The sequence below is a fragment of the Mesomycoplasma dispar genome (assembly GCF_000941075.1).
Lineage (GTDB): Bacteria > Bacillota_I > Bacilli_A > Mycoplasmatales > Metamycoplasmataceae > Mesomycoplasma > Mesomycoplasma dispar.
Genome location: NZ_CP007229.1, coordinates 940,418 through 952,979, shown reverse-complemented (window position 1 = coordinate 952,979; position 12,562 = coordinate 940,418). Strand labels below are relative to the sequence as shown.

Annotated in this window: 7 protein-coding genes; all 7 read right to left on the bottom strand. The window is 29.9% G+C overall.

Going from position 1 to position 12,562, the window contains the following annotated elements; all coding sequences use genetic code 4:
* Positions 1 to 33: 33 nt before the first annotated feature.
* Entirely contained in the window at positions 34 to 2,484 is a 2,451-nt protein-coding gene (gene mip, locus MDIS_RS03330; RefSeq protein ID WP_044635634.1) for an Ig-specific serine endopeptidase MIP, read from the bottom strand.
* A 17-nt stretch (positions 2,485 to 2,501) separates the two neighbouring features.
* Entirely contained in the window at positions 2,502 to 4,673 is a 2,172-nt protein-coding gene (locus tag MDIS_RS03325; protein WP_232034216.1) for a putative immunoglobulin-blocking virulence protein, read from the bottom strand.
* Between the two features lie 507 nt (positions 4,674 to 5,180).
* Positions 5,181 to 5,615, bottom strand: a complete 435-nt coding sequence (gene msrB, locus MDIS_RS03320; RefSeq protein ID WP_044635632.1) for a peptide-methionine (R)-S-oxide reductase MsrB — start codon at positions 5,613 to 5,615, stop codon at positions 5,181 to 5,183.
* A gap of 129 nt (positions 5,616 to 5,744) precedes the next feature.
* Positions 5,745 to 6,179 (bottom strand): hypothetical protein, encoded by a 435-nt coding sequence (locus MDIS_RS03315; protein ID WP_044635631.1) that lies wholly within the window; start codon positions 6,177 to 6,179, stop codon positions 5,745 to 5,747.
* A 316-nt stretch (positions 6,180 to 6,495) separates the two neighbouring features.
* Entirely contained in the window at positions 6,496 to 7,785 is a 1,290-nt protein-coding gene (locus tag MDIS_RS03310) for a glucose-6-phosphate isomerase (RefSeq protein WP_044635630.1), read from the bottom strand.
* Positions 7,751 to 8,098 carry a S1 domain-containing protein gene (locus MDIS_RS03305; RefSeq protein ID WP_044635629.1) on the bottom strand — a complete coding sequence of 116 codons (348 nt, stop codon included), beginning with the start codon at positions 8,096 to 8,098 and terminating at the stop codon, positions 7,751 to 7,753. The genes MDIS_RS03310 and MDIS_RS03305 overlap by 35 nt, the downstream gene beginning before the upstream one ends.
* A 33-nt stretch (positions 8,099 to 8,131) precedes the next feature.
* On the bottom strand, positions 8,132 to 12,547 hold the full coding sequence (locus MDIS_RS03300; protein WP_044635628.1) for a PolC-type DNA polymerase III: 4,416 nt from the start codon (positions 12,545 to 12,547) through the stop codon (positions 8,132 to 8,134).
* Between the last annotated feature and the right edge of the window lie 15 nt (positions 12,548 to 12,562).

Here is a 12,562-nt window from a genome sequence, read left to right as displayed (position 1 = left end):
TTTGTGCTTTAGTTCGAATTTGATAGGTTATTTTTATTGACTGCTAGAATTCCAGTCACCAAAAACATCAACTTTTTGCGAATCATCAAAACCGTTCGGGAACAGGTATGTTTTTACATTTTTATCTTTATAAAGTTGTTGCATTGCTTGAAAATATGATTTTCTTTGATGTTTTGATCCATAAATTAGGTCATATTTTGGTAGATTATACTTACCATAATAACCTTGATAATTTTGACCATAAGATCTTAAATTTAGTGAAATCGCCGTTGAAGCGCGCGGATCAGTAGCAAAAACTAGTGAATAAAGTTTATTATCTTTATATACTCCAGTTCCAGACATTCCACCACCACCAGTGAAATTATCAAGCAAAGTTCCTAAACCTCAAAATAAATACGGTGTTGTTTGAAAAGTATTACTTGATTTATCAAATTTTGTGATTCTAATAAAACCGTTACTTACATAAGGGGTTGAAATAAAAAGATCGGTTAATCCTGGTTTGTTCATAAAAGATCGATAGGATCTTGACCAAGAAAGATCGCCACCTTCTTTTAATTTTTCATTTTGTGCATCTTGGTTATAATAAAGTCCATTATCTTTATTAACATACGGACTTACGCTATGTTTTCTTGTATCTCAAGCTTCTTTGTTTTTAAATTCATCCAAGGTCGAACGTAGTTCGGCTTCAGAAAGCGGGAAACCTAGGCCGTAAAATTTATTTCCGGCTAATTTTTGGTATTGATTATCGTCAACAAAATTGTCTTCAGAAGTAATTGCAGTTGATTTATCTTTAGTTTTTACATCTTTATGATCGTTATACCAATCTTCAGTGATTTTTTTCGCCTGTTCTTCGTTATCAAAGGTTACCTCCATAATTGCAAAATCAAGGAGTTCTTCCATATTTTTATATTTTTGCTGATTTGTGTATTCGCCTAGATTTTTTTCAAAAACGTTAGAACCAAAAACGATTGTTCTAACGTTCATTTCTGCATTTTCTGGAATCGCATTGTTGTTATTTAATTTGTCATCTTGAATTTGGTTATTTGAATCTAGTTGTTTTCCACCATTATGAATATTTGAACTTTTTGAACGAACAACAAGATTAACTGTATCATAATAATTATCTTTTCTTGATTCGCCAGTTGTTGTCATTATGTTGTTAAGTCCAACTGAATTTTTAATTTTTGTAAGTTGAATACTTCAAGTATTATATTGTCTGTTATGCGAATTATAAGCATCTTCATCGCGACCATAAATTTTGCCGCTATGATAATCATTTGCGACTTGAAGGCGATTTAAAACGTGTGCGTTTGTAATAAAATACCAAGTAAGCGGATATTTTCCATTTTCCTCTTTTTTATAGTCAATAATATTCAAAGTTCCACGGTGATTATTGCTAAAATGGACAACTTGATCGGGTGGTAAGTAATCAGGTACTCCATCTTTTCCATCGTGAGTTTTTAAATAGCTTCCGTTACGAAAAGTAACAGCAATTGCACTTTTTGTTAGTTTTTTATATTCTTCATTTGGTAAAATTCTTGGAAGACCTACTCTTCCTGGTCCGCCACGAAGAAATTGACCAGTTTTTTCATCGAGATGAACTGCAGGAGAAGTGTCGCCTTTATGATGTTCGGGAATGTCAATTCCGCTAATATTTCCAGAGTCATCAACTTTTGGTAAAACAAAAGTTCTTTGCGAGGCATTGTCATATAAAGGTTGATTTGCTTTTTTTGCTAATTCATCAATTTTTGACTTTAAATTATTAGCCAATTTTTTTGTCTTCCCGAGTGGATAATCTGCAAGTCCATCAGGGTCATCAAGGCCTAATACTTTTGCACCACCACCGCCGTATTTTTCGATAAAATATTTTCATTCATTATCAGGAAAATCATATTTATACTGATCATCAACAATTCTTTTGCCATCTTTTACAATTGCTCAATTTTGACCTTTAGGAGCAATTTCACTTAATCTTTTATAATATTGATTCACCCGATCTTCAGGAATTTCTGGTCTTGGTTGGCTAGGTTGTTCTTGCCTTTTTTCGACTGGTTTTAAAACATCTAAAAACGAACCAATAATTAATTTTGTTAATTGATCAGTTTGATAATTAGTCTTTTCAACTTGAAAATCAAGAGTTTTTTTAGCGTTATCTCAATCTCTTTGTTTTTGTTCTAAATCAGCATTTTGAAACAATTTTGGCAAGGATTCTTTAATTTCATCAAGTTTTTTCGAAAAAATCTTATAAGTTGATTCAGAAGGTGAACTTTCAAAAGTTTGATATGAAGAATTAATTTGGTTTTTTAATTCTGTTGTAACATTTTCATTGGCAGTTTTATCTGTGTTTTGTTGGGTTGGCGGATTAGGTTTTTCTTCTTTAACTTGGTTTTTTTCACCACAAGATATGAACGAAAAAGTAGCAAAACTAAGACCAAAAAGGAGAAAAAATGCTTTATTTTTCATAAAAAGGTGCTTTTTTTTCATATTTTACTCCTAAAAATTTAATTTAATAAACCGGAACTGCTTGAATCACCAGAAGAATTGCTCTGTTTACCAACTAAAACTTGTGCTGTTCCAATAGTTGAGCCGATACTTTGTTTTGCAGATTCGCTTTCAACAAAAATTTGAGTTATATTATTTCCAGAGCCGTTTGCAACTTCAATAAATTTTCTAAGCTGGCTAACTGAATCGCCACTTGGATTTCCTGATATATAAACAGGATATGAATTTATTTGTTGACCATCAACTTTTACAACAACTCTTGGCGAATTACCTGGAACTGGTTCGGAAAATCTTTCGGTAAATTGAGCGCCATCAAGGTCAGAAAATTTGAAATTTAAACTTTTTGCACCGGATCCACCAGATCCTTTAATTACCAACTTACTGAATTTTAACTTTCTAAATCCAGTGTAATTCTCTTGTGCATGTGGATCATGTTTTCAATTTTTTACTTTATCATTAAAACTTTTATCAAATTCATCGAATTTGATACCTTTAAAAGTATTTACTTCAGTTTCTGAAAAATCAAGTGTTGTTGGTCATCCGCCCTTACCACCAAAATTTCCTTGAAAAACTCTTTGTTCAATTTTGGAATCAAAAACAATCCGAAGACCTTCGTTAATTTTATTAACATCATCACCTTTTTCCCATCTTAGTCCTTGAAAGATGATGGAACCAGCTATTTTCCCTGATGTTGAACCAAAAGATGCTTGATTATTATAGTCAAAACTAATAAAATCAACGTTATTTAAAGCATTAGGATTAATTGATCATTCTTCGTTTAGCGAATTAGTTTCAGTATAAATTGATAATTCTTTTAATTTTTTACCTTCAAGACCACGAAGTGATTTGGTGGCATTAACATTATTTAGGAAAACTGAAACTGTGTTGATTTGATTTGGAATTGCTTTAAGAATTTCATCAGCGTTCTGAAGTGAGTGAGTTTCACCGATGTTTTTAATTCTTATTGCCTGAACTTTGTTATCTTTCTGAGAAACTTTTGCCATTATTTCTTTGAATTTCTGAAAAGCATCATTGTCATTTGTATCTAATTCAATTAGTTTTAATGGTGTTCTTGTCTTATCTTCATTCTGTTCGTTTGGTTTATACTCGAAAACCTTGATTGATTTAGTGTATTGAGATCCGATTTCGTTTGTAAATTGGCTACTTACATCAGATTTTGTCCAACCAGGAAAATTACCTTTGGAAATATCATCAGGCGTCATTGCATACGGACTAGACGTGTTAAAGGTTCTTTTTTTATCATGTTCTTTCAGTCTATTTAAGGTTGGATTTTTATTCTCATCTTCATAAACTCAAACATTTGGTGATTCAGTTGAAGGAACTAGACCTTGTCTTAAAGATTTTAATTCTTCGGCGGTAAATGATGTTTTTGGTGGTCTTCTTTTTAGTTCTTCAAGATAAGTTTTTTCACGATTTAGATTATATTTAGGAAGGTCAATTCTTCTCTGATAATTTTCTTTTCAAAGGTCTCTACCAGCATCAGTTTTTGGAATTATTCCGCGGATATGATCTTTATCAAAATCTTCTTTATACGAGCGTTCAATTTCATTAACTTCCGCTTGTAGTTGTGCAACGCTTTTTTCATATCTTTTAATTTCGGCTTCAAGACCTTGCTTATAACGATCTAACGCCATTTGAATTAGAGATTGTGAAACTGATCCCTGATTTACACTTTTACTAGGGTTTGTCCCCGCAATTGGTGATTCAATTCTTATTCGCGGAACCGTTCTTTCAGCAGGTGGGGCTGGAGTTTCAACAACTTTTTCGGGAGTTTTTAATGAGGGTTTTCTAGGAGAGAGAGAAGGACTTGTTGTTATATTTTTGCTTTCTTTTTTAGGTTTGCTTGGTGAAATTATTTCTGGTTTTACTACTTCTTTTTCAACTTTTGGTTTTATTAAATCAACTTTTGGTTGATTATTTTCAAATGGTTTAAATTCTGAATTTGTAACTGGCGAATAAAAAGTTAAATCATTTGGGTTATTTTTACTTACAATCGAAGGAGATGAAGAATTATATGTAATTTGATTAGTAAATCACAAAAAACCACTAAATTGTGGATTAGCAAAAAAACTGCTACCTCCAATAATTAGTGATACAACAACGCCTAGTATCACGATCTTTTTTCGTCTGGAAAGATAAAACACCATCATTTCTCCTTCTTGTTTTTGTAGCTTCTCTCTTTAAATTATAATATATTTTCAACTTTTATAGTTTTAATTAGATAAATAAAAACTAATTAATTGTAAAGTAAACATTAAAAAACATTAAAAAACTTTAAATAAACCAAAATTATACCTGAATTTTCCGTTTTAAAGGTAAAATTAGTGTTTAAGATTTAAAAAACTCACTATTCCCTTGTTTTTTACAAAAAATAAGTTTCAAACACGATATAACTACTTCAACAGAAGGAGCAAATATTTTAGTTTTTCATAACAAGTTTGAAAAACTAAAATATGCAATAAAAACTGACATTTTTTAATCAACACTCTAAACCTAAATTTTTGGTAAAAAATGATGTGTAAAAATTAGGAAAAACTAGGTTAAACACTTTGAAATTAGAAAATCCAGTTAATCTCAACTTTTAAATAATAAAAGACGAAGGTTTTCAAAAACCTTCGTCTTTTATTTGTTTTTCCAATTTAGAAGATTAAAAAAAATTATTTTGACTCAAAAAATTTCAAAAGATGCACTAAATTATAGTCTTTTAATTCGGATTTAGGAATAAATTTGAGTGCTGCAGAATTGATGCAATAACGTCTGCCACCCTCTTTTTTAGGCCCATCATTAAAAACATGACCTAAATGTGAATTTGCTTTTTTCGAGCGAACCTCAATGCGAGTAATCGAATGGCTAAAATCAAGGACCTCAACGATTTCATTTTCATCAATTGGCTTTCAAAACGAAGGTCAACCTGAACCTGAATCATATTTATTTATTGATAAAAAAAGCGGTGTTCCATCAACAACATCAACATAAACACCCTCTTGATAATTGTCGTTGTAAAGGTTATCAAAAGCTGGTTCGGTAAAATTTTCTTGAGTGACCTTATATTGTAAATCACTTAAATGATCCAGTTTTTTTTTGTTATCCATTTTGACTCCAATCTTGAGAAACTAGTATTTACTGTAAATTTAAAAGTTTTTTTACATAAATAAAAAAATTAAAGAAACAACCAGAATATTTAGAGTTCCTTTAATTTGGTATAAATAATTTAAAAATTTTTATAATATTCGTGTTTTTTCATCAGAATTCAATAATTCTTTTTGATAACGTGAATTTAATGATAAAAACATAATTACTGCAATTACATCAAGGTAACTGATGAAAAACCCAATAATTGAAAGCGTTTTTATAGTTGAGAGTTTTGATAAAATTACTGGATTGTCTCTTATACTTAACACATCAGCAAGCGAACTTATTTTTACAATATAAATAATTAGCAAAATTCTACTAACTATAGTTAATAAAAGCCAAACAGTGAAAAGAACAATTAATCCACCACTTATTTCAATTGCTGATTTTATGGAAAAAGCCGGGATAAGAAAAGCGAAAAATCCACTAACACCTATGATAAATTTAATTATACGAATGGCTAAATGCGCGATTCCGAGATTTTTAATTGAACCTAAAGTTCTTTTTTTGTCTTCTAAATTCATAATTTGTAAATTATACCATATTTTTAGAAAAAATTAGTAATTTACGGATCTTTTTCATGATATTTTAATTTTTGAAAAATTTTAAAAGTTATAATAAAAAAGTGTTAAAAATGATAAAAAAATCGAATAAACCATAAAATTAAAACCAAAACTAGCATTAGTTTTTGGTTTTATAATTTAAAGTTTTTTAAAAAACTTTAAATTATAAAAAAAGTAATAAATGCCTTAGTGAATTTTCAAGTTAAAAATAAATTTTTAACTTGAAAATTCGTTCAGTTCATTTTTTGTTATTGTGAAAAAAGGTAAAAATTTCAAATTATTTGGTTCATCCTAAATTTTTTGTTAATTCTTGTTTGTAGTCCTCAACTCCAGGTTGGTCGAAAGGATTAACTCCAAGCAAATATGCTGACATTGCACAGGCTTTTTCAAAAAACATTACTAAATGACCGAAAGATTTTGGCGAACTATTTTCAACCTCAATAACAATATTTGGATTATTTCCTTTTTCTGAATGAGCTAATGTAGTCGCTAGAAAAGCTTGAAAATTGATTTCATTAACAGTTTTTCCTGAAAGAGTGTTGATTTTTGAATTAAATTGATCCAATTTTTTTATTTCAAAATTAAATTTTGGTCTTTTAACATAAATGACAGTTTGAAAAAAATTTTTACTTCCATCTTGAATAAATTGTCCAAGCGAGTGCAAATCTGTTGTAAAAATAGCAGATGTTGGAAAAATTCCTTTAAGATTTTTACCTTCTGATTCACCAAAAAGTTGTTTTCATCATTCGTTAAAATACATCAAGAAAGGTTCGTAAGAAATTAAAATTTCAGTTTTATAATTGAAATTTTTGTAAAGTAAAAATCGAAAAAGCGCGTATTTATAAGCTAAATTTTCAGAAATTGAACTTTTAGAATAAATTTCATTAGCCTCTTTTGCGCCTTGAATAATCTCAAAAACATCAATTTTTGCAAAAAGCATCGGGAAAAAACCTACCGATGACAAAACGCTAAAACGTCCGCCAATTGATTCGATAACTTCAAAAGTTTCAAAATTATTGTCTTTTGCAATTTGTAAAAGCTCACCCGATTTTAAACTTGTTGTTACAAAGGTTCTTGATTTTGCTTGCTCATCGCCAACTTGTTCAACTAAAAATTGGTACAAAATTTGAAAAGCAATCGCTGGTTCAATTGTTGAACCAGATTTTGAAATAACATTAATTGCAAAATCTTTTGTTTTTAAATATTCAATTTTTTGGTATAAATCTGTTGATGAAAGCGAATTACCTAGAAAAATAACTTCAGGTTTATCTTTAAAAGGTCCTAAACCTAAAATAAAATCAAGTGCAGCTTTTGCTCCCAAATAAGAACCGCCAATCCCAATTACAACTAAAACTTTTACGGAATTTTTATGTAAATTTTCAACGATTTTTTTCATTTTTTCAATTTCTTGAAAATTAACAGCAATTTCTGGGAAATGATTCCATCCTAAAAAATTGATATCAGGACTGTTTTTTGAATTAATTCGCTTGTCAAATTCGCTAATTTTTTCTTCAAATTCTTGGAAATTAAGATTAATTTTTGTTTTTAGACTTAGATTTAGACTCATAATTTATTTGCTCCTCGACAAATTTTTGCAAATTTTTAAATCCGGTTGGGGTTTCTAGAAGTTGATCAGCTTCTTCATAATAAATAATTGGCCGATTATCAGAAAGCGAAGCTTTTTTGTTAAAGTGTGAAATTGTCTCAATTTTTAGTATAAGTTGTTGTCCAACTTGGTAATAATTTTCAATTCTACGACCGCCGGTAAACTGTTTGGCATCCAAAAAAACAACTCCAACATAATCAAACGGCATATCTACCCAAAAATATTTTTTATGCAACGACTTGATTTTGCACAAAACATTATCACCAATATCCATAATTTTACTCCTTTTCTGGAATTTTTTAGTACTTTATTCGAATAAATTCACCTGTGCTTTTTTAGAAATTTTATCAAAAACTCCTAATTCATTTAGTTTTTTTAGTGCTGTATTATTTGTTTCAGTTCGCTCTTGAAAATCTTCAACAGATGTAAAAGGTTTTAAATTACGAGCCTGCACAATTTTTCTAGCATTTATATCACCAATTCCATCAACTGCAATAAACGGTGGAATTAGGGAATTATTTTCTTTATTAACAATTCAGTCTTGTGCTTCTGATTTTTCAAGATTAACTTTTTCAATTTCAAATCCACGTAATTTAAGCTCGAGACTAATTTCTAAAAAAGGAATTAAATCTTTTTCTTTTGGACTTAATTCTTGTGAACCTTTTTGACTTGCAAGTCTTTTTTCATTTAAAGAGTTCAATTTTTTTTCAATTTTTTCAGCAGGTTGGACTAAAGTTTCAATGTCTTTTACATCGGGTCTAATTGAAAAATAGGATGAATAAAATGCAAGTGGGTGATAAAGTTTAAAATATGCAATTTTTCAAGCTTTCATCGCATAAGCAACTGCGTGCGCTTTCGGGAATAAATAACCAATTTTTTGCAGCGATTCAATGTACCAAACGGGAACTTCTTTTTCGTTTAAAAGTTTAATTTCAGATTCATTAAGTCCTTTACCTTTTCGGACATTTTCCATAATGTTAAAAGCATCGCGGTGTTCAAGATTCATTTTCAAAAGGTAAATCATTATGTCATCACGGCATGAAATTACATCGTTAATTACGTGATTTTTTGAAGAAATCAGCGTTTCAGCGTTATCTTGTCACACCCCAGTTCCGTGCGCTAAACCACAAATTGCGACAATGTCAGCAAATGATTTTACTTTTGCGGTTTGGAGCATTTTGCGGACAAATTGTGTTCCAAATTCAGGAATTCCGATTGTGCCAGTAAGTTCGCCAAAAATTTGTTGTGGTTTTATTCCTAATTCTTTGCAAGAACTAAAAAGTGATAGTATTTTAGGATCGCTTTTCGGAATTTGTTCAGATTTTACTTGAGTTAGTTCTTCTAAATGAAGCAAAATTGTAGGGTCATCGTGTCCTAAAATGTCAAGTTTCAAGAGATTGTCATGAAGGGCGTTATAATCAAAATGTGTTGTTTTTCAGTCAGATTTTTCATTATTTGCTGGAAAATTAATCGGTGTAAAATCCTCAATTTCCTGATTTTGCGGAATTACAATAATTCCACCAGCGTGTTTTCCAGAAGTTCTCTTTACTCCTTGTGCTTTTGTTGCTAAAAAATCAAGAAATGAATTGGCAAAATAAGGAATTTCTTTGTTAGTGTCAAATTTTGGATCGAGTGCAGCGCGAAATTCTCCCAATTTACGTCCTAAACCAAAAACAGTTTTTTCAGCGTTAGTCAAAATTGTCCCGGCTCGAAAAGTTTTGTCAATTCCGAAAAGGCTACGCACAAAATCGTGCATTTTTAGTTGCGTTTCACCTGAAAAGTTAAGATCAATATCTGGAACTTTTTCAGCATTAAATCCTAAAAAAGTTTCAAAAGGTATGTTATGCCCATCTTTGTCCATTGGTTTTTCGCAAATTTGACAATTTTTATCTGGTAAATCATATCCCGATAAAAATTGTTCAGATTGATTGAACTCCACTTTTTTACATTTATTGCACAAATAATGACCTAAAAGTGGGTTAACGTCGGTAATTCCAGTTAAAAAAGCGACAATAGATGAACCTACAGACCCACGTGAGTCAACTATCGCTCCTTGTGATTTTGCTTCTTGGACAATTCGCTTTGAAATTCAATAAACAACATGAAATCCGTGCTTAATTATAGGCTCAAGTTCATTTTTTATTCTTTTTTCAATTAAATCAGGCAAGGGATTACCGTATTTTTCATAGGCTTTTTCATAGACAAATTCTTTTAGTTTGACTTCAGAATTATCAAAAGTTGGTGGATATAATCCTGATTTGATAATTTGGATGTCATTTTCAATTAAATTTGCGATTAAATTGGAATTTTTAACAACAATTTCTTCAATTAGTTTATCATTGTTTAGAAATTTAAACTGATTTTTCAATTCATCAGTTGTAAAGAAATGCTTGTCTGGAAAAATATGACTATTTCGAAAATCTTCTCTTTCTTTTTCCCGTGTATCAAACAAAACGTGGTTAACTCCGCCGACCGCTTTTGCGTAAATATAAAGTTCGTAAAAAATTTTTTCCCGCGTCTGACAATAACGAACATCGCCAATTGCAACTGCTGGAATTTTGAATTCATCTGCTAAATCTAAAAGGTTTTTTATTAAATTTTCGATCTGTTTTTCGGTAAAAATTTCCCTTTTGACTAAATGGATAAATGCTGTAGGGGGTGGAATTTCAATAAAGTCAAAAATTTCAGCAAATTCTCTGGCGTTTTCAGGTCCAAAATAAAGCATTGTTTGGATCAAAAGTGAATCTGGACCTCCAGAACCTACTAATAAATCAGCATCTTTTTGCATTTTATCATAAAAAATTAAAGGGCGTGAAATTAAATTTTCCGTATTTGCAAGTGAGACTAATTTATATAATTTTTTAAGTCCTACTTGATTTTTTGCGATTATTGTTAGTTGTTTTGGAAAAACCTTTTCGGGTCGGAGCTCAAAAATTGAACTTTTAATTTTAGAAAGTGTCTCTAAATCATAGATATTTTGACTTTCTAACATTTTAAGGAAGTTTTTTCATATTGATGACAAAATTTTAGCATCATAATCGGCGCGGTGAGCCACTTCGTCATCATATTGGATTTCAAATCTTTTTGCAACGTTTTTAAGACTATGACTTTTTTCGCTTGGGTTTAAAAATCGACTTACTTCAAGAGTGTCAATAATTGGATTTTTCAAAGATTTCTTTACTTGTTTTCTAAAAAATTGCTGTAGAAAATTAAAGTCAAAAACGGCGTTGTGAGCGACTAAAATTGAATTTTCGATAATTTTTTCAATTTTTTGAATAGCTTTTTCTGGGTTTAAGCCATTTTGATCAATCATTTGCTGTGTGATTCCGGTTATTTTTGTTATGATGTGCGGAATTTTTACTGTTGGTTTAATAAAAAATTGGTGCTTTTCAATTTCAACACCATTTTGCAAAACAATCGCACCAAATTCAATAATTTCATTATAATTTGCAGAAAGACCTGTTGTTTCTAAGTCGAAAATGACAAATTTTGCGGAATTTAGACTTTGATTTTCGCCTTTAGAATTAATAACTTTTTCAATTTTTGAATTATATGTTGAAAAAGTTGAGCCATAAATTGGCTTGATTTTCGTTGATTTTACCGCATTATAAAATTCAGGAAAAGCCTGAACTGAATCAAGATCGGCGATTCCAATAGCAGAATAACCGTTTTTTAAAGCGTGATCAACATATTCCTTCGCGCTCGAGATTCCATCCATAGTAGATTTTCAGGTTCGGGCAGCAATTTCAACTCTTTTTTCTTTTGCGTTATCAATTTTTTCTGGAGGAAAAAATTCAGATGATTTAATTTTGGTAATTTTTTGCAATTTTAAATCAGTATTAGAATTATAGCCTGTTGATATTTCTTTTATTTGTGCTTTAACATTTACTAAATCGCCAACTTTTAAGTCATATTTTTGATTTTTTCGCAAAAATTGACTAACGGAAACGGCTTCAGTGTAGTCGTTATTATTAAGAAAAATTTTTAAAATTAGCCCACCTGTCTTTGTTTTTATAGGGTTAATCTTATAAATTTGTGCATCAAATTGAATGTTTGGATTTTTTTGTGAGCGGAGAAATTTTAAATCTATAAATTCAAAGTCAGTTATTTTTTCTTTATTTTTTTTTCGACCTTGTGAAGGTTTGTATTCAATAGGAGATAAAACTGTGCTAATATCAAAGTTTAATTTATTTTCAATTGCTGGTTTCTCCTCAAGTAAAAAATCAACATCTAGATGAATTAGTCCAAAAAATTTAATCATTTTTTGGATTTTTTCCCGATGTTGCTTTAAAAATTCGTAACTTTTTGAATCAGAAAAAACAATTTTAAAACGCGCAGCATCAGATCTAATAATTTCCTTTTCATTGAAAAAATTCTTATTTTTCGAAATAATTTCCATTATTCCGTTTAAATAATCAAGCAAATCTTGATCATAGAAATAATTTTGTTCAATTTCAAATTCAAAGTCAATTTTGCAACTAAACAAACTAGAATTTTTATTTGTCTTATGAATTAAATCTATAAAAGCACAAAGATCCTTGAATCTTGGAAGTTTAGTTTTTCTAAATATAGCTGAAAATACTTGCGATTTCAAGGGTTGATTATCATCTTTTTGAGTGGTGTTATCGTTTTTTTGCTCTTTTTCAATTATTAAAACATCATCTCAATCATAAGGATTTTCTCAATTAATTAATTGAGAAAATTTTTTAAATTTTGTATTCATAAACACTCTCGCTCA